15 protein-coding genes and 1 pseudogene are annotated in these 18,797 nt (G+C 37.8%); 7 read left to right on the forward strand and 9 right to left on the reverse strand.

Annotated features, from left to right (window positions below):
• The first annotated feature begins 104 nt into the window (after positions 1-104).
• The 5 genes from DWX23_RS04745 (at position 105) to DWX23_RS04765 (ending at position 4,299) form a co-directional block, all read left to right on the forward strand.
• A complete protein-coding gene (locus DWX23_RS04745; RefSeq protein ID WP_122373623.1) occupies positions 105-707 on the forward strand; it encodes an RNA polymerase sigma-70 factor in 603 nt (200 codons plus the stop codon).
• A gap of 428 nt (positions 708-1,135) precedes the next feature.
• Complete coding sequence (locus DWX23_RS04750; RefSeq protein WP_147382522.1) at positions 1,136-2,065, forward strand: hypothetical protein; 930 nt, start codon at positions 1,136-1,138, stop codon at positions 2,063-2,065.
• Positions 2,066-2,093: 28 nt separating this feature from the next.
• On the forward strand, positions 2,094-2,474 hold the full coding sequence (locus DWX23_RS04755) for a hypothetical protein (protein WP_122373625.1): 381 nt from the start codon (positions 2,094-2,096) through the stop codon (positions 2,472-2,474).
• 25 nt (positions 2,475-2,499) lie between these two features.
• Complete coding sequence (locus DWX23_RS04760) at positions 2,500-3,663, forward strand: 6-bladed beta-propeller (protein ID WP_122373626.1); 1,164 nt, start codon at positions 2,500-2,502, stop codon at positions 3,661-3,663.
• Between the two features lie 9 nt (positions 3,664-3,672).
• The gene (locus tag DWX23_RS04765; protein WP_122373627.1) at positions 3,673-4,299 is read left to right on the forward strand and encodes a hypothetical protein; all 627 of its coding nucleotides are present in this window, start codon (positions 3,673-3,675) and stop codon (positions 4,297-4,299) included.
• Positions 4,300-4,579: 280 nt separating this feature from the next.
• Here the strand turns inward: DWX23_RS04765 and DWX23_RS04770 are convergent, their stop codons facing one another.
• Positions 4,580-4,879 (reverse strand): hypothetical protein, encoded by a 300-nt coding sequence (locus DWX23_RS04770; protein WP_233587501.1) that lies wholly within the window; start codon positions 4,877-4,879, stop codon positions 4,580-4,582.
• A 366-nt stretch (positions 4,880-5,245) separates the two neighbouring features.
• On the opposite strand from DWX23_RS04770, the gene DWX23_RS04780 reads away from it, so the two are divergent.
• Positions 5,246-6,415 carry a 6-bladed beta-propeller gene (locus tag DWX23_RS04780; protein WP_122373628.1) on the forward strand — a complete coding sequence of 390 codons (1,170 nt, stop codon included), beginning with the start codon at positions 5,246-5,248 and terminating at the stop codon, positions 6,413-6,415.
• Between the two features lie 84 nt (positions 6,416-6,499).
• Here the strand turns inward: DWX23_RS04780 and DWX23_RS04785 are convergent, their stop codons facing one another.
• The 6 genes from DWX23_RS04785 to DWX23_RS04810 all read right to left on the reverse strand — a co-directional run bounded on the left by DWX23_RS04785 (position 6,500) and on the right by DWX23_RS04810 (position 12,083).
• Positions 6,500-7,807 carry an outer membrane beta-barrel protein gene (locus DWX23_RS04785; RefSeq protein WP_122373629.1) on the reverse strand — a complete coding sequence of 436 codons (1,308 nt, stop codon included), beginning with the start codon at positions 7,805-7,807 and terminating at the stop codon, positions 6,500-6,502.
• Complete coding sequence (locus DWX23_RS04790; protein WP_122354537.1) at positions 7,804-8,355, reverse strand: RNA polymerase sigma factor; 552 nt, start codon at positions 8,353-8,355, stop codon at positions 7,804-7,806. Before DWX23_RS04790 ends, DWX23_RS04785 begins: the two co-directional genes overlap by 4 nt.
• 270 nt (positions 8,356-8,625) lie before the next feature.
• Entirely contained in the window at positions 8,626-9,303 is a 678-nt protein-coding gene (locus DWX23_RS04795) for an isochorismatase family protein (protein ID WP_122373923.1), read from the reverse strand.
• A gap of 284 nt (positions 9,304-9,587) precedes the next feature.
• Positions 9,588-10,265: a signal peptidase I gene (lepB, locus tag DWX23_RS04800; RefSeq protein WP_122373630.1), complete on the reverse strand. Its 678-nt coding sequence runs from the start codon at positions 10,263-10,265 to the stop codon at positions 9,588-9,590.
• Positions 10,262-10,885 (reverse strand): hypothetical protein, encoded by a 624-nt coding sequence (locus DWX23_RS04805; RefSeq protein ID WP_122373631.1) that lies wholly within the window; start codon positions 10,883-10,885, stop codon positions 10,262-10,264. The genes lepB and DWX23_RS04805 overlap by 4 nt, the downstream gene beginning before the upstream one ends.
• Before the next feature lie 4 nt (positions 10,886-10,889).
• Positions 10,890-12,083 carry a 6-bladed beta-propeller gene (locus DWX23_RS04810; RefSeq protein WP_122373632.1) on the reverse strand — a complete coding sequence of 398 codons (1,194 nt, stop codon included), beginning with the start codon at positions 12,081-12,083 and terminating at the stop codon, positions 10,890-10,892.
• Between the two features lie 397 nt (positions 12,084-12,480).
• On the opposite strand from DWX23_RS04810, the pseudogene DWX23_RS04815 reads away from it, so the two are divergent.
• Positions 12,481-12,921: pseudogene (locus DWX23_RS04815) on the forward strand (DUF302 domain-containing protein); the annotation flags it as partial.
• Positions 12,922-13,164: 243 nt separating this feature from the next.
• On the opposite strand, the gene DWX23_RS04820 reads toward DWX23_RS04815, so the two are convergent.
• Positions 13,165-16,770 (reverse strand): glycoside hydrolase family 38 C-terminal domain-containing protein, encoded by a 3,606-nt coding sequence (locus tag DWX23_RS04820; protein ID WP_122373634.1) that lies wholly within the window; start codon positions 16,768-16,770, stop codon positions 13,165-13,167.
• A gap of 137 nt (positions 16,771-16,907) precedes the next feature.
• Entirely contained in the window at positions 16,908-18,791 is a 1,884-nt protein-coding gene (locus DWX23_RS04825) for a RagB/SusD family nutrient uptake outer membrane protein (protein WP_122373635.1), read from the reverse strand.
• Positions 18,792-18,797 lie beyond the last annotated feature (6 nt).

The raw sequence follows: 18,797 nt of genomic DNA on the forward strand, positions 1-18,797 counted from the left end.
GTGGGCAGTCGAGAGCCTCATTGTTAGATATATCAACAGTTCTCACGCTTCCTTTATATAAACTATCCACTTCGGGAACTGATGGATAAAACTCCATTTGGATTATGGGCCGATCACTTCTAATACAGCAACTAAAGGATGGCAATGAAAAAGTCTTTGAACAGATAGTTAAATCCTACTGGCCTCGTTTATATGCATTTGCCAATATTTATGTGATAAACAAAGAGGCTGCAAAAGAGATTGTGCAGGATACATTTCTGGTTCTTTGGAGCCAAAGGAAGTATCTGGAAGATAATACCTGCCTGATCACTTATCTGATGGTTGTCGGTCGTAATAAATGTCTAAACTATTTAAAGAGCCTGCAACTGCATACAATACCGATAGATGATCTGAATGAATATACCGTTTATCAAAGAAGCAATGTATATGTTCTTGAAGATGATTCACTGGAAATACTTATCACAAAGGAATTGGCTCAGGCAATAGCAACCTCTTTAGAAAAATTACCAGCGCAGACCAAAGAGATTTTTATGCTAAGTCGATATAACGGACTCAAGAATAAAGAAATTGCAGACCAATTAGGTATTTCAACAAAAAGTGTTGAATATCATATCAAAAATGCCTTAAAGCAACTAAAAAGCGATCTTATAAAAGACTATTTTACTGTTGCCATTTGTATCCTTCAATTTATTTTGATGAAAAAGTAAAAAAACTTCATATTTTCATTAGGGTAAAATCAAAAAAGGTTGTTCTTCTTATAAAAGTCATTTGTTAATCTAAAATATTCAATAATATGTTTAGTCATAAGTATATACTATTTCTAATAATTCCGGTTTTTATTATTTATTTCCCTATTTTGGAAAATGATTTTCTTGATTTTTGGGATGATCAGTGGGTTGTAATGAATCAATATACAGAAAGAGGGATCAACTTAGATAATATATGGGCCATACTAACAGATTTTTATCATGGTCAATATGCTCCATTCAATGAATACTTGTATTTACTCCTATTTAATATCGCAGGCTATAATCCTTGCATTTTTCATTTAGCAAGCATATTGATACATTATATAAATGTCTATTTAGTCTTTATAATACTAAGACAACTCCTGATATCATCCAATAGAGTAGATATGAAAAATGTGAATCTAATTTCATTTTTGACAACTCTTTTATTTGCAATACACCCTTTTAATGTTGAATCCGTAGCATGGATGAGCGCATCAAAAGTGTTGGTCTATGCATTATTTTATCTATTAGCTACATATACTTTTTTACTATATTTGAAAAACAACAGGTTCATATTCTACATCTTTACATTAATATTATTTTTCTTTTCTTTTTGGGGTAAAGAACAGGCTGTAACATTTCCAGTCTGGTTATTTTTAATCCTTTTATTCCTTAATAAACAAAAAGCATGGCACTTACTAGTTCCTTTTCTATTTTTATCTTTTTGGTTTGGTATAACGACAATGATATCTCAAGGAGTTAACGGAGAAGGGGTATTGACAGAAAATACCACATATTCATTTGGTCAAAGATTCGTTTATGCATGCTATTCTTTTTTTGAATATCTATTTAAAAGTATATTCCCTATAAAGTTATCTTATCTCTATCCATTTCCTTCACAAGTTGGAGAATCATTGCCCGTATGGTTATTAACATACCCTTTATTGCTACTTATTTTATTTGTAGCATTTAGAAAGCAGTTAAGCAGATGGCCTATAGCTTTAGGATTACTCATCTTTACAATACATATTATTATTGCTCTACATATCATACCATTATCACGATATGCTGTTGTAGCTGATAGATACGCATATATATCTACTATTGGTATTTGTTTTATCATATCCTATTATTCCGTTAAACATTTGAATAACAAACTAATATGCTGCCTTCTTGTTATTTATATTTTATATATGGGAATATATGCAAATCAAAGAAGTTATGTATGGCAAAATACTGATACATTAAAACAAGAACTTCGCAGCCTTTTACAGCAGCGAGAAAACTATGATATAGAGTATAATAGAACATTTGGTCGTCCTTTCTCAAAATAACTTTTATAAATATTAAACAATTACAATTATGAAGAAGATTTTTAATTCAAAAACAATTGGTTTGATTGCGCTCGCTTTAGCAATTTGTTTAAACTATGTACATGCTATAAATAATTATGGTGTGTTAGAGAATAATCTCTATTGGAAGGTTTTAGGACAAACATCGAGCAGTGGCGATGGCAGTGGTGAAAGTAGCGGAGGAAATACATCTCAGAAAAACTGTCCTCCGGGAGGTGGTTGCCAAGTTGGCGGTTGTGGAGCTAGTTATTGCGAACTAGAAGCTATTGGAGCTATTGGAGGTGAAAGAGTTAAAGTACATGCATATCCCGGTTATTTTGCTTGTTGCTATAAAGAATGGGGAACATGTTATGCACGAACATATTCACAAAAAGATTGCTGTTCTTTTTAAATATTGAATCTATAACACATGCATTATGAAACATTTGATTACACTTATACTTTTTTTGTCTTTTTTTTCTTGTTCATCTCCTCAAAAAGAAAAGTCAAATAAAAAAATTGAATTAATCCAATTAAGTCCAGAAAAAGAGAGAAAGCTTTACTTCTCTGAAATAGTAGACTCGATATCAATTATAGTCTTAGAGACTTCAAATCGATCATTATTAACTGATATTTCTAAGATTGATTACGATGATGGATATTTATTTATATTAAACTCTCAAGACAAACTAGTTTATTCTTTTGATAATAATGGAATTTTCAAATCTGTTATTGCTAATAAAGGTAATGCTCCTGGAGAAATATTATATCCTCAATGTTTTGCTTTGGATAGAGTAAATAAAGAAATATGGCTGACAAACAATAATTCTTTCTATAGATACAATTATACCGGAAAATATTTAGGGAATAAGCCATACAGTCTTTCATTCAGTGATTTTTGTATAGAAAAAAGTGGTAATATTTACTTTTACACAAACAAAACTAATAATTCTCATATCGGAGATGGTTTTTTAACAGGAGATATAACAATGCTAAGTCCCCAAGGAAAAAAGAAAACATGGTTTAAATCAAAAGCAGCTTTACAAAATGAGCCTAATAAGTCATATATGAGTTTTTTCACAAGGATTCCTTTTTCTGAGCAAAAAGATGGTAAAATAACATGTCATTATGCATTTAGTGACACGATCTACTCTATACATAAAGATTATATAGTTCCTTCATATGTCATTGATTTTGGCGAAAATAAATCAAAAATAGACTTGGATCAAATATCAGGACCCGATGTGAAAGAGTACATTCAAACTCATCCCAAAACAGTATGGTATACACGGGAAGTTATAGAGACCCCTAATATACTTAGATTTTCATACAATTTTGGGTTTGAGTCTTATGCAGATGTATATTACAACAAAAATAACGGTCATATATTGGAAGGTAAACCAATAAATGATTTACTAGAAGGATATATCAAAATATTAGGAAATAAAGGAGATACAATTATTGGATGTATATCAGCTATGGATGTACAATTAAACGATAAACTTTTTTCTTTCATATCTCAAAAAGAACAGAATGAATTAAAAAAAATTACCCCGGATAGTAACCCTATTCTAATAAAATTTACATTAAAAGATTTTTAGTATAAAATTATGCGAAAAGACATAGTTATATGGAGTTTTATATTTTTATCATTTGGTTTCTTATATTATTTAATGTATAGAAATTTGAATAAAAATATTTCTACTATCGCGAAAGAGGTAAATTCATTATCACAAAAAAATGAGCTACTAAAAAATGCTTGGTTTGAAACTTTATTATCTGCAGGCTATGATATTAATACGAACTTATCATTAATAAATGATACCAGTTCTGTCTTATTGAAGAATATTGTTCTAGAGAAAACTTTAATAGTCAGGTTATCGTATGCAGCCTGTCGACCTTGCCTCGAAAGAGAATTAAGAAATGTACATAAACTAGAAGAAAAAAGAATACCTATTATTATTATAGCATCTTATCCGAACAAACGTTCTTTAGATATTTTGCTAAAGCAATACAACATATCTTCAAGAGCCTATTTAATGTATCCAAATCAAAAGATGTTCCCTTTTGATGGAGATGTATCACAGCTTTATATGTTTATTACAGATCACACTCTAACAATAAATAGTTTTTTTATCCCGGTTCAAATGGTTGATGACGTTTCAGATACTTATTTCAGATACATTGAAAGTCTTTTTCTATCAAAAAGAGAAAATTCAAATTTCCCTTCAAAATAAACCGTAACAAGATTCTCTTTTTATTAGGAACAACTTTGTAGTCTAAATTAGAAATGAATAATATATTTAGAAAGAGTAGGGTTTCCGACGGGAGGTCCTGCTCTTCTTTTTCCTGCATAGGAAATCAATACCACTTCTCATCAAAAGTAAATCTAACCCTAAGCTATACCGATACACAGAATAGCTGCTCTTTCCAGATCGTCTCAACTACACTCTTATCATCAAAATGATAGACGATGCTAGGTTCGGCACAAAGACTACTTGGGTTTGCTATATCATATTATACCCCGAATAATGTCAAGGCAGAGAACTGCACTTTATCAACATCAAGGTCTGTTTTACTTTCACGCTGACGGCTATTATTCAGACAATAATCCGTATTCAGACTCCCGTCTACACACATCTCCGCCATTGCTCCCGCAGAAGCATAAAGAAATAAACAGCCTTTCTTCCAGATGGTATAATTCACTTTCACGGGTATTCCGAGATAGTGCAACTGCTGTTCCTGCTTGTAATAGTCATCTTCACCGACAGTAAGTTCCAAAGAAAAGGAAGTATAAACCAAAAACAGAGCAACCATACGAAAACTAGATATTCCCCATAACTCCAACGAAAGAACGTTATTTCAAAATACAAATCACCGAAAGTAACAGAGAGCAGAACTCATCTCTAGCCGAGATTTATGTCTACGGCACGATAGACTATTAATAATGCCCTAAACCAATTAAGATGAGATTTAGCAAAAGACTATTTTACTGTTGCCATTTGCATCCTTCAATTTATTTTGATGAAAAAGTAAAAAAACTTCATCTTTCTGCTAGGGTAAAATCAAAAAAAGTTGTTCCTCTTATAAAACCAATTCTCGCAAGCTTAAACATTTCGTGAGAATGTATATTTTATTATTCAATGAAAGGTTGTCATTAATAACTATATAACACTACTCATTATGATTAAAACAGTTAGGCTTTATACATTATGTATATTATCACTTTCAAGCATTTTTTCATGTACAGATAATATATCTGAAAGTGAAATCACCACTATCAAATTAACCCCTAATAAGGAGAGCCATTTACTTTTATCAAGCATTATTGACTCTCTACATATTCTACCATTAGAAACAACAGAACAAGCACTTCTAAGTAATATAGATAAACTCGAATATGACGAAGGATTATATTTCATTCAAAATGAACAGGATATGCTTATATACATTTTCAATAGAAATGGAAAATTCAACTGTAAACCAGCAAAGAAAGGACAGGGACCAGGAGAAATTCGTTTCCCACAAAATTTCGCTTTGAATAAAATGGATAAAGAAATCTGGTTGACAAATAATAACTCATTTTATAAATATAATTACGCAGGTAAATATCTAGGTAACATACCATATAGTCTTGGCTTCAATGATTTTTGCATTGAAAAAAGTGGTAATATTTATTTTTACACAAATAAAAACAATAACTCTCATATTGGAGATGGATTTTTAACAGGAAATATAACCATGTTAAGTCCTAAAGGTGAAAAAAAGACATGGTTCAAATCAAAAGCAGCATTAGAACGTAAAACCAATGAGTCATTAATGAGCTTTTTCACAAAGACTCCTTTTTCAGAACAAGAAGATGGTAAAATCACATGTCATTATGCATTTAGCGATACGATCTATTCTATACAGGGAGATCATATAAATCCTTCATATATCATCGATCTTGGTGAAAATAAATCAAAAATAGATTTAGACCAAATATCCGGTTTCGATGTAGACAAATTTATTCTTGCTCATCCTCAGACAGTATGGTATGCTCGAAACGTCATTGAAACTTCAAAAATAGTTATGTTTTCATATAGTTTTGGTTTTGAGTCTAATGCAGATGTATATTACAATAAAAGTAATGGCCATATATTAGAAGGGAAACCTATAAATGATTTATTGGGAGGAAATATAAAAATATTAGGAAAGAAAGGGAAGAGTTTTATTGGATATATGCCTGCTACAGATATACAACTAAGTGATAAACTTTCTTCTTTCATTACCCAGGAAAAATTGTCGGAACTAAAAAAAATCACACCTGAGAGCAACCCTATTCTAATAGAATTCACATTAAAAGACTTTTAATAAAATCATAAAGAAAAGAGCAGGGCCTCCCGTCGGAAACCCTGCTCATCTTTTTCCTGTACAGGAAATCAACATCACATCTCATCAAAAAGCAAATCTAACCCCGAACTGTACCGATGCACAGAGTGGCTGCTCTTTCCGGATCGTCTCAACCACACTCTTATCATCAAAATAATAGGCGATGCCGGGTTCGGCATAGATACTAACGGGTTTTGCTATATCATATTGTACCCCAAGCGATGCTAAGGCAGAGAACTGCACTTTATCAACATCAAGGTCTGTTTTACTTTTACGCTGACGGGTATTATTCAGATAATAATCCGTATTCAGACTCCCGTCCACACACATCTCCGCCATTGCCCCCGCAGAAGCGTAAAGAGATAAACGGTCTTTCTTCCAGATGGTATAATTCACTTTCACGGGTATTCCGAGATAGTGCAACCGCTGTTCCTGCTTGTAATAGTCACCTTCACCGGCAGTCAGTTCCGAAGAAAGGAAAGTGTAAACCAATCCGCTCTCCAGCGAAAAACGGTCACTGATCTTTTTCTTCACCGTCACACCTGCAGAAAGAGGGAAACGATGTTTCACCTTTGTCCCCGTCGGGCGCTGGTAATTTTCAGCAGCGATCTTCTCAAACATTGTAAAATCATCTGCATCCCGGAAGTAAGGAGCATTCGACGCCACATTTTTCATATAGTCGTCGAATGTCCCTGAACCCGGGTTATTATTCACACTTACATCCGAACGGGTTGCCGACATGCTGAACATCTGCAAACCTCCTGTGGCAGAGGTATTGCCGTTAAACATATTTCCGGCATATAAACCGAATGTCCATCCTTTCGGGGAAGAAGCAGCTTTCACCGGAAGCGGTTCATAACTCTTCTCCGGAACATATTCGTACCGTCCGCTTTCCACTACCGAACGATTATTGTACGAATTATTTTCCACGACATTCTCTTCTGTTATCTCCGCATGAAAATAGGCAGAGATAGACATGTACACTTCCGACACCACCTGCGACAGGTCAGGCAATTCCGCTTCAACCTTTTTTACTTTAGCTACCAACGTCTTAGCGATCGGTTGCGGTTTTACAGGCTCAACAGGTACGACCGGTACAGGTGTAACAGTCGGATTCTCACTTTGTGGAACAGGAAGAACGATGTCCGACAAGACCGGTTCTATCTCCTTATCTATCCCCATAAAGTAAAGAGCAGAACCCAAAACTGCCAAAAAAGACACTGCTGCCGCCAACCAACGATAAGGGAAGCGACGAACTTCAGGAGCCGGAGCGAACGCAGCTTCCAGCCTCTCCCAGCCATCCTCCGGTAACGGCAAGCGGTATTCAACCGACCGATTCCGGTATTCCTCTATTAATTTATCTTCCATCTTCATCTTCTGGCTTCTTTCTGAATGTAATCGTTTACTTTCTTTATCAGCATTGCTTTCGCCCGGCACAACTGCGACGATGATGATCGTTCGTTTATGTGTAAAAGCTCGGCAATCTCTTTATGACTTCGTTCTTCAAATGTATATAAGTTAAACACAGTGCGATAGCCCGTCGGTAACTCCTGGACGAACTTCATCAGGACCGACGTCGGGATCTGTTCGATCTCCTCCGGAGGCTCTTCTTCTGTTTCAGCAATAATATCAAGGGGGACTACTTGTTTGAGGACGTCCTTTTTTCGAAGGTACTCCAATGCCGTATTTACAAATATACGGCTCATCCACGCTTTCAAACTCCCTTCTCCACGGTACGAAAAACTTGAGAAGGAGGAGAATACTTTCAAAAATCCGTCATGCAACAGATCGTAAGCTACGTCCATACCTCCTGTGTACCGGAAGCAGATGCTCAACATCTGTTCCGCATAAGTATCGTAGAGTTCTTTACGGGCTGCATTTGCACCCCGCATACACTGCTTTATCAGTTCTGCTTCACCCATCAACGCCGCGCGTGTTTATTATATAAATGTATTGACTGCGGGAATACTGCATGCGATTTCAAAAATTTTCTGCCAAAGTAGTAAAATAATACGGATATATCTCCTTCCACAGGGAAATAAAAGAAGTGACGTTTCAACCTTCATCCCCTATAAGACACTATGTATAAACGACTTGAACTAAACCTTCTCAAAAAACAAAGAGATGTATCTTTACGACACATCTCCCCTAAAAAATAATTTCCGGTGACCCGGTTTTCTTTAAACACACAATTATCTTGTCTGCATTTCTTTTACAAACTCATCGGTTGTATATACTTTTTCAGCCAACAATGAGAAATTTATAAAAGCAGCAGTATCCGCATCCATACCCTGTATTCGCGCTGAAGCCGTAGCATCGAAAACGACAGCGGCTTCGAAACCCCGCTCCTGCAATTCACGTAAATGGGATTCTGCACATAAATTACCTGACATACCGCAAATCACGACTTTATTGATCCCCCGTTTCCTCAACTGAAGGATCAGGTCGTTGTTTTCAGGACCGAACAGTTTGTGAGGAGCTGTAACAATAACTTTGTTTGTATTATTAATGTAAGGCTTATAGATATCCAGCCAGTCCGCTCCGGAACCTTCAAAACCTTCACCTGTCAACTGTCCCTTTCGCTCAAACATGCCGTTCTCATGCATCATTTTCTCTACAGGACCTTCGAACGTCCATTCATGGTCATGTTTGTAATAGTAATGCGGAGAGATGAAAACCAGCATATCTTTTTGAGCTGCCACATCAAATATCTGCCGCAAATGTTCTACCGTACCGTTCTTGGTTATATTCTCCCCAAACAATCCCCAACCTTTACCCTCTTCACTAAGGAAATCATTTTGAGGGTCAGTCATTACAATAGCAGTATGCTCATCAATAATAAATTCGTCTTTCGCTTTCTTCTCTTTCATTTCGTTTTCTTTTTTGTTTTCATTACTAACTCCGGCAAACACCATACCTGTTCCTGCAACCAAAACCAAACAGGCGACTAAAAATCTTTTCATTTTCATTGTCGTACTTCTTTCTAAGTGATTATACCTAATAAGTGATTGTCTTTTTGCTATAGCGTTTCATACCACTCATTTTTCTGATTGCAAAGTTACAATGCGGCATACCGTCCGGGAATAACAATATCGCCATTACATTTAGCAATTATCCCCAGGTAAAATTGACAAATCGACAGGTAAAACTGTTATCAAAGCAAATGATGAAACAATCTAAGGAAACGAAATCTACAAAATTTCGAACAGTCAGGATCAATCGAAAATAACACACGATCAACCTTTCCTACAACAGAACTCTCCGGAAGATAGCCGAATGACCTGCTGTCGTAAGATTCAGATGCATTATCTCCTAACACAAAATAATAATTCTGTTTTACCCGGTAAGACGAGTCGGCTCTACCATTTATATATATCTTTTTCTTTCTTACAAAGGAAGAAGCATACTCATTATCAAGTATCTTCTTTAGACTCAAATAGGTCTTTTCATTAAATGTAACAGTATCCCCGGCTAAAATAATCCCTGCGACTCTCTTTACCAATAAAATATCCGGCCTCTCAGGACTATTAAAAACAATGATATCAGAGACTCTAGGATTTCTAACACCTCCAACTCTATGATAGCCCCAGGTTATTCTTCCATCCTTTTGTCGTAAAGTCGTATTCCATGTAAACACATTTATTAATGGAATATCACTCCAACGAGCTGGTAAACGAGCACCATAGGTCAACTTATCTATCCACAACCAATCGCCGACAAGAATTGTAGGTTCCATACTGGATGACGGAACAACACATATATCTCCTCCAAAAATCCTTACAATCACACATAAAAAAGTGATTATAAACCATATTATAAAAAATCTCCTCATCTATTCGTTTCTGAAAAGCCATTTTTAAAATACCTATTTTCTATTAGTTCAAAATAAGTATTTGCAACCTGAGGTTCATATTTATCAGGGACAAAAACATGACTCGTTCGCTTTGTACTATCCAATATAAAGCAATAAGGATAATTTATCTGTTCACAAGGAATGGGTAATTTATCGATCAAATAAACAGGATATTTAATATTCAAACGATCTATCAATATTCTAAGTGCTTTCCGATTTTGATAAGAAGCGAATAAGAGAATTCTTTTGTTGAAAAGATCACTATTATATAATCTCATCACTTTTATCAGCAGAAAGCGAACACATTCATCGCAATTGGTTTCTGAAAATCTAATAACCAAGCAAGGCGTATCTGTTGGAATTTCTGACAAACTAATTTTATTTTTATTCAAATCATGAATTACAGCAGATGTATCCAATATAGAGTTATCATTACGGATACCTAATTTGAAATTATTTTCCAAAACTTCTAGCAGTCTATCATCTTCTACAGATTGTTTTCCAGATACCAACAACGTTTTATCTTTGAACAAATTCAAACATATTACACTTAATAATATGTTGACAAAAAGTAAAATACCAATTACGATCTTATACATAAAACTAAAATTTTAACTCGTAGAAGAACAAGACAGGATTACTATCTTCAGTCAAATCTTTATAAAACTCGTCGATTTCCTCCTTCTTTCCTAGTTTGTATAGTTCATTTTTATAAGCAAGAACGATATCCGGACGAGCATCTACAACTACCGTATTATCACCATAGCGAGCTTTAGGTGCATCAAAAAAGCATAAAAAAGGACTATAGCGAATGTCATTACAACAAAAAGTACGCTGTTTAGCATTTGAATAAATTCCAAAACGGTACCCAGGGAATCCTGATTCAAAAATATGAAATATAGCGCCATCCTTCAATTTTATAAAATCTCCATTGAAAAATGGATTATTTCGACGATGTTCTCTCAATAAATCATCTGTTATATCTTCATTTAGTATCATTGGTTTAGCTCCTTTTACATTCAAATGATAAGCTAGCTCAATACCATTTGGGGTCAACAGATAAATAGAATCTGTATTCGGACTATTATATAGAACCTGATCCCCAAATTTTCGAATCGGTTTGGAAATTGTACTCGTATATTCCTTCCTATAATAACTCTGAAAAGCTGAAGAAGAAACATTTCCCAATAAATCTGTAACAACCAAAAGCGGCTTATAGTATTCATTTTCGTCTGATATAGCATTCCCTTCTGAATCATATCCGGCAATCAAATTATCTGTTACAAATTCGCTAGAAGAAAACCAATATGGACATTTTACAGATTGAACAAACTGACCATCTATAGTATAATATTTTAAGCTAGTACTGCCCATATCTGTTACAACAAGCATTTTTTTATTCGGAGTTAATGAAACATGGGTAAAAAAAGCATATTCTTGAGGACCTTGTCCTAGTGATCCTATTTGATTTAGATAATGGCCTTTCATATCATAAACCGTAATCGTTTTAGATTTCCAGCTATCCACTACAATGATTTTATCATCAACAAACAAAAGTTGAGAAATTTCTCCTATAAGATTATCACCCGTAGTTTCTAACTTGACATAGTTAATTTCAGTCATCAAACTATCATAAGGCAAGCAGTCTTTGTTTAAATCAATATGAACTTCCACCGGTTCCTCTACACATGCCAGAGAAATAGAGCTAGTAATCTTTTTTTGAGATTCCTGAGATGATTTATGACATGCCGCAAAAGACAAAGAGATCACAAGAATTCCTACTAAAATTTTATTCATCGTTATATATTAATTAGATACAACATCAAGAAATTCATATCCATGACAGGAGCATACTATCCTGCATGAAAATCAGCTTGAAAAACCTTAAAATAGGCAAGTACACAAACTATCAGTAAAAGACAATAGGCAATTCTTTCTCTCATAATAGAATTTTAATTTATAAGATTCTAAAGAAGAACAACTTTTTTTCAATTTACCCTAACAAGAAAAACGAGAAAATAGGTATTACATGGATAAATAATCCTGTTCGATACAGGATAAAATTATCCCCAGGTAAAATTGACAAATCAACAGGTAAAACTGTTATCTAAAGAAATACGTTATTCTTTTATTTTTGCAGGGAAATGACAGATAATAGAAGTATAATATGAAAAAGTATATATCAATTCTGGCAGGGCTTCTGATTGCAGGGATAGCACTGGCACAAAAAGGAGGAAGTAATATGAATAATCAGGAAAGTAAATTCAGTGTAGACGAAACAATGAAGCGTATCGAACTGATACTGCATAAAAAGGATATTCCGGTATTCGCTAAGTTCGATCATGGGAAAAATGCGGAAGAAGCAGGTCTGAAACTACGCCCGAACCAGGTGATCGTATTCGGTTCGCCTAAAGTCGGCACTAAGCTGATGCAGGAAAATCCGGCTATTTCCATCGAATTGCCACTAAAGATATCGGTATGGGAAGATAAGAATGGGAAAGTATGGACTTCTTTCCTTCAAATGGAACGATTAGCTTCGGAGTACGGATTGGAGAAAGAACCGGTTATCGGAAAGATGCAGGAATTGTTGGAAAATATAGTCTACCAGGCAGCCGGAATAAAGGAGGATAAGTAAAAGACTATTACTTTCTGGTTCAAAAACAATAGTGTTCTAATATAAAGCATACTATCTTCCATATTTTTGACCTTGGTCAAAAACGTTTAGCACCTAGGTCGAAAACGTTTACTACCCAGGTCAAAAACGTTTAGCACCCAGGTCAAAAATATAAAAGATAAGGGTATTTGGATTAGAAAGAAATTGTATTTGTATTACAAAACTACTATATTGACAACAAAAACAAGAAGGTTCCTCAATCCATCAATAAACCTCCAGCTCATAAATACGAGCATCGCGGCTACCGGTTTCCTGCGCCGGTTGAGCAATCAGCAAACGGATGTAACGAACCGATTCAGGTTTCGTTAACAAACCGGTCACTTCATTTTTACGGTTGTCATCCAGACGTCCTAACGTTTTCCACTCTTCCGACAGGCTATTCTTTCCCTGAAGGAAGCAAGTACGGGTTACATAAGAATGACTTTCCTGCCCGGCATTCACCAGTTTCCAACCGCTGACCTTCCTGGTTTCTCCCAAATCGAAGTCTGCATAATTAGGCATACCGGTAATATCACACCATTTCGTCTGCGTATCTCCGTCGATCATACGTTCGGGAGACTCTTCATCATTGACGAATCCTGAACAAGCAATCACCTTTGCCCCTTTCATCAGATTTACTTTCGGAGCATTTGCCTTATTACCGTTCTGAGATTTCAAGGCCGTACGGAATAGTGCAGAAGCCGGAGAAACCTGCGGATTTTCTTCTTTCACTGCTGTTGCAGCAAACAATACAATATCTTTATTATCCGGCAGAATCAATTGGGTTGCCCCTTTGGGAATATCCATACCGAATTTAAACATATAAGTATATTCATACGCTTCGTCTCCACCCGGAGCATGACGGTGAGTTCCTACATAAGCGATCTCCGCCTCTTTCAGGAAACCTTCCGTATGGCCCGTATGACCCCATTGGCCGATAAAGCCTGTATATTCGGGAACTGTTATCGTCTGTTCCGTTTTACCCAGTCTGAAGAGACCTTCGTTGTCACCTTCTCTCGATGCGGCCAGGAAGTAAACGCGGTTATAATTGTTTCCAGCCGGCAACTCTATCGTATCCCCTTTACAAGTCAGACCGTTGGCAGCTTCTTTTTCACCCAGAATGAACGGAATGGAATTGATTACGATCGAATCGGGCAATAATTCTGCGGCATAAGAATAACCGGAAGAGAAATCTGCTTCACGACGGAATTCATTCCAGCTGACGCATTTTTTATCATAATCCAGAGCCAGGCTTGCATATTGGGGGTTATCAACCGGAGCACCTGACGATTTGAGTTTTACCTTAAAGGTTTTCACCGAATTAGGCTTGATAGATACCTGCAACTTATTTCCATTGAAGGCCGCTTTGCCTATTGTCTTCTCTGTTCCGTCGGCTTCGCTTGCACTGACAATCGCATCTGCAAAAGAAATTTCGGCAGTCTGTTCCTTCACTCCGCCGGTTTCATATACACGAACTACCAGTTCGTCGGATGCCTGGGCTTTCTTTAGAGTCTTGATAACGACACTTGTGTTATCCGAATTGACAAAAGAGAAAGATTTACCCAAACGGCCGGTATGTTTGTTGGCAGCAAAAGCCATGATCGGTTGGTTCAACTTATCGGCAGAAACACCCGTCTGTGCTTTCTCGAACGCTCCGGCATGAGGCAGCAAACTATAAGTAAATGTATGGTAACCAAAGTCCTGACGATCCTGATAAGCATAACCGCCCTTTGTTTCCGGTGTATGAAGCAAAGTCAACCGGAGCGTATAATCGTTCGGTTTGTCCCAACCGTACTTGCTGTCATTCAGGACAGATACGCCATACGAACCGTTTGCATCCGTCAGGTCTGCCCAATACTGTGCATACACTTCATAGGCTGTCAGCGTATTATTTCCTCTCTTAACGCTTCCGATACCCAGATCATAGGTTGCTTCCGGGTTTGCGATACTCAACGGGAACTCGGCTTTCAGCAGCGCATTGGTCGATTGCCAGTCTATTTCATTGTAAAAGTCGATACGGTCGGCACGGCTTCCTTCGTACAAACGGATATATTGTTTGAATACGGACTCTCCGTGGCGCTTTTCTATACAGAGAGACTTTCTCAATTCTCCGTTCTCGATCTGAGAGATCTTCACATCTCCGGTGATAGAGATCGGTTCTTTATCAGTCGTTTCTTTGATAATCTCCCAGGCAGGCCAGTTATACGATTTGTTCTCCGTAAAGAGAGCCAAACGGATTGCTTTGCCTTCCTTCACCAGTTCTTTATTGTTCTTCTTATCGAAAAGAGAGATGATATCTCCTTTTCCATCCAGCTGTATCTTATACAGAGAGTTTTCCAATGTGTTCGCTTCAGAAGAAACCGTACGGGTTGCCGAACCTCCTTCACGCACATCATAAACGGCATAGCCGCTTGCCGGAACGGAAGCAGCAATCAACACACGGGCTTTTCCGTTTTCATAAGAAAGCATCTGGGTGGCTACTTTCTTTCCTTTTTCATCATAAGCGATCACCCCTTTCGGTGATTTCGGCATATCCAGTACAACTTCTACCAGATCGGTTACCGGAAAAGAATGCGCATTATGCAGGATAACCGGAGTACCTTTTACACGGGTATCCAACTGACTGGCTACGCCACTCATGGAGGATGTCAATACACCGGCAAACTGTTTGAGGGAGATCAATTCATCATTCCATGAGAATTCATAGGCCCGGGGAATACTCGTACCCGTCAGGTCGTCATGGAACTGGTGAACGATAAATCGCTTCCAGGCATCAGTCAGTGTATTCAACGGATAAGTAGCCGTTCCCAACCAGTCTGCAGCGACAGCAGCATTCTCGGCGGCATTTGCCAGGACTTCGTTCTGGCGGTTATATAGTTTCATAGCGGCTTGGGAGGTGTAACAACCGGTTCCGTGCACATCCATCAACAGTTCGCCGTCAAAGACTGGCAGTTCAGGATGTTTGCTATAAGGCATGAAGTCTTTGAACATCTGGTCGCTGGTGGCACTGATCACTTCTACCGGACCATCGCCCTTAATACCTTTTTCAACGGAGCGGACAGAGGCAAGATTAGGTGAACCGCCCGTATCACCTGTTCCGTAATAACGATAAACGATATTGAACGGATTACGTTTGCTAAGGTCCAGCAGATACTTGCTTTCGGACAGATCTTCGTCTTTCCATCTTCTGCCGTAGTCATATCCGTGAGCCAGCATGATAGAGGCGCCGTCCACTCCCTTCCACATACCGATCATGAAAGGATGTTTGCTTTTTCCGTAAAACGGATTGTTACGCCAGTCGAGCTTCTGGGATGAGAAACCGATCAGTCCGCAATGGGAAGCGATCGTCGGCAACGTCCAGCCGAAGCCAAAGCAGTCGGGCAGGAAGATATCCGTGCTTTCCACACCGAACTCTTTCCGGTAGTACTCCTGACCGAGCATGATGTTGCGGATAAACGACTCGGTAGAAGGCACCAGCACATCCGTCGCATCCCAACTACTGCCGGAGATATGCCAACGGCCGTTCTTGATATACTCTTTCATCTCTTCATACTGCACCGGATAATATTCCTTCATCCAGGCATATTTTACACCGCCTTCGAAGTTGAACACATAGTCGGGGTAGCGTTTCAACAGGAATAGATTCTGACTGAGCGTATTCCAAACATACTCTTTGATCGTTGTCTGGATGTCCCAGTTCCATTGGGTGTCCAGGTGGGCGTCGGCAACCATATAAGCCTTCGCCTTTTTGTCTTGTTTGTCGGTTTGGGCAAACGAGGCATTCCCGCTCGAAAGGATTGCGAGCGAAAGGATTGCTAATGATAATTTCATTTGTCTAAAAAATTAAGTCTGCAAATGTATAATGAATTATTTAATCTCACCGGATCTATTGATAAAAAAAGCCTGCCGCTCAATTGAAACAGCAGGCTTTTCATCAAATTAAAAACACAAATCAGTTCTGGCTTATCTTACCAGCCAGGGTTCTGTACTAGAGAGGGGCATCTTTTCAACTCTTCTTGCATAATGGGCCACAAATATGATTTCGGAGCTGTAAACACACGATTGTCTTCTACGACAAAACGCTCCATACGATATTTTTTCCCATTCACTTCAATTTTACCATTCGGGTCTTCTACCGGCTTCATACCATGAGACTGACGCAGATCTTTCGGATACGGCCATTCCGTAGCCTTCACGTTAGTAGTTGTACTATAATCCCCGGGTTGGAGATAAAGACGGGAAACCCAATAACGATTATTTTCATAGAATAACTCTACGCGACGTTCACGTTGTATATATTCTTGCATCAATTCTTTATCCGATTTAGCAGCCGGTGGCATTGGTGCCATAAAAGAACGGGCACGTACCTTGTTGATCAAATTATAAATTTCTTCATTAGGACCTGACAGCGTATTAACGGCCTCACAATAAATGTAAATGAATTCCGGTAAGCGCCAAATAGCCGGTCCGTTGATAGTATGACCACCATGACCGCGATCCCAACCGTCTTTATAGAACTTTCTCAAATAGTAGCCAGTATGAGATGCCTGATCCAAATAACTACCGGCCACAGCATCATTGCCTTCAGCCGTATTCAACTGGTTACCTCCATACCAGGAACCATGATAACGGATATCACGATATAAACGCGGATCACGTTGAATACCTTCATAAGGATTGCCATCATCGTATCCATCTTTTTCTGCATGATTGCAATAAACCGGATAACCATATCCATCCGGGCCGATATACTCATATTCATCTACCTGTTCCTGTAAGGGACGTTGACGGGCATGACCACCTTGTGACGGAGGCAATACGTCGCCGGACCAGCCTGTGTCTTTATCTTTTGTTACGAACCAAACCCATTCATCCTGGATAGCATTCATATCAAACATCATCTGCCACAAACGCTGCTGAACTTTTTTATTATTCGTATCGGTTTTTCCGTCCACATCCCTGAAGTCATCCTCTGTATACGTTTCATATAACTTATAACGTAAAGAACCGTCTTCTTTTGTACACTCCAAAACCGCTTTGGCAGCATCTCTGGCCGATTCCCAACGTTTCTGGTCATAACCGTATTCAGACTTGAACAAACGATTGTCGTTAGGCAACTCGCCACCATTCCAAAGAGGTGTGGCTGCAAGCCAGCGAGCCATAGCTTTCAACCCTAAACAGGCTCCTTTATCTACACGACCGAAATATTGTCCGCCATTCCAGCTATCGACACGATTATAAGCCGAGTCGGCATCTGCACAAATCTTTTCTACCATCGAATGGAACGATTCTTTCTCGAAAGTCATGTCATCCCCCGGATTTATCACATGATCTACATAAACAGCTTCACCGTAAGAACGGATCAACAGTAAATGCAAATAACCTCTCAGGAAGAACACTTCGCCAATACGTCTTTTTAAATCTCCTGTACGTCCATCCTGCGGATTGTCCGGTGTGTTATATTTTTCAACACCTTCCAGTATGATATTGGATGAACGGATGGTAGAATACAGATCATCCCAGTATTGTCCTGCACTACTGCCTGAAGGCATTCCCTGCGAAGGGCCATAGTTCCCTGTATGAAATTGGTGAGGAATTGCTCCTTCATGGCTACTGGCACTACATTCATCCGAAATACTGGACAAACTGAAGTGATTAAAGTAAATCAACGGATGCTGTGCATATTTTGCATGTGCATATAAGTCGGTTACTAAAGACTCTACTTTTTCATAACGGCTGAAAACCTGCTGTTCAGTCGTTTTGTCATCCGGCGCACGATCCAAATAATCATCACAGGATGTCACACCTAATAATCCTGCCACCAAACCGGCTAATATATATAATTTCTTCATTGTTGT

This window comes from Parabacteroides sp. AF18-52 (assembly GCF_003479145.1).
GTDB classification, from domain to species: Bacteria; Bacteroidota; Bacteroidia; order Bacteroidales; family Tannerellaceae; genus Parabacteroides; species Parabacteroides faecis.

What these genes read in the sequence shown, in the direction of transcription:
- DWX23_RS04745 (WP_122373623.1), top strand. Translation starts at nt 105, where the DNA reads ATGGGCCGATCACTTCTAATACAGCAACTAAAGGATGGCAATGAAAAA.
- DWX23_RS04750 (WP_147382522.1), top strand. Translation starts at nt 1,136, where the DNA reads ATGAAAAATGTGAATCTAATTTCATTTTTGACAACTCTTTTATTTGCA.
- DWX23_RS04755 (WP_122373625.1), top strand. Translation starts at nt 2,094, where the DNA reads ATGAAGAAGATTTTTAATTCAAAAACAATTGGTTTGATTGCGCTCGCT.
- DWX23_RS04760 (WP_122373626.1), top strand. Translation starts at nt 2,500, where the DNA reads ATGAAACATTTGATTACACTTATACTTTTTTTGTCTTTTTTTTCTTGT.
- DWX23_RS04765 (WP_122373627.1), top strand. Translation starts at nt 3,673, where the DNA reads ATGCGAAAAGACATAGTTATATGGAGTTTTATATTTTTATCATTTGGT.
- DWX23_RS04770 (WP_233587501.1), bottom strand. Translation starts at nt 4,879, where the DNA reads ATGGTTGCTCTGTTTTTGGTTTATACTTCCTTTTCTTTGGAACTTACT.
- DWX23_RS04780 (WP_122373628.1), top strand. Translation starts at nt 5,246, where the DNA reads ATGATTAAAACAGTTAGGCTTTATACATTATGTATATTATCACTTTCA.
- DWX23_RS04785 (WP_122373629.1), bottom strand. Translation starts at nt 7,807, where the DNA reads ATGAAGATGGAAGATAAATTAATAGAGGAATACCGGAATCGGTCGGTT.
- DWX23_RS04790 (WP_122354537.1), bottom strand. Translation starts at nt 8,355, where the DNA reads ATGGGTGAAGCAGAACTGATAAAGCAGTGTATGCGGGGTGCAAATGCA.
- DWX23_RS04795 (WP_122373923.1), bottom strand. Translation starts at nt 9,303, where the DNA reads ATGAAAGAGAAGAAAGCGAAAGACGAATTTATTATTGATGAGCATACT.
- lepB (WP_122373630.1), bottom strand. Translation starts at nt 10,265, where the DNA reads ATGAGGAGATTTTTTATAATATGGTTTATAATCACTTTTTTATGTGTG.
- DWX23_RS04805 (WP_122373631.1), bottom strand. Translation starts at nt 10,885, where the DNA reads ATGTATAAGATCGTAATTGGTATTTTACTTTTTGTCAACATATTATTA.
- DWX23_RS04810 (WP_122373632.1), bottom strand. Translation starts at nt 12,083, where the DNA reads ATGAATAAAATTTTAGTAGGAATTCTTGTGATCTCTTTGTCTTTTGCG.
- DWX23_RS04820 (WP_122373634.1), bottom strand. Translation starts at nt 16,770, where the DNA reads ATGAAATTATCATTAGCAATCCTTTCGCTCGCAATCCTTTCGAGCGGG.
- DWX23_RS04825 (WP_122373635.1), bottom strand. Translation starts at nt 18,791, where the DNA reads ATGAAGAAATTATATATATTAGCCGGTTTGGTGGCAGGATTATTAGGT.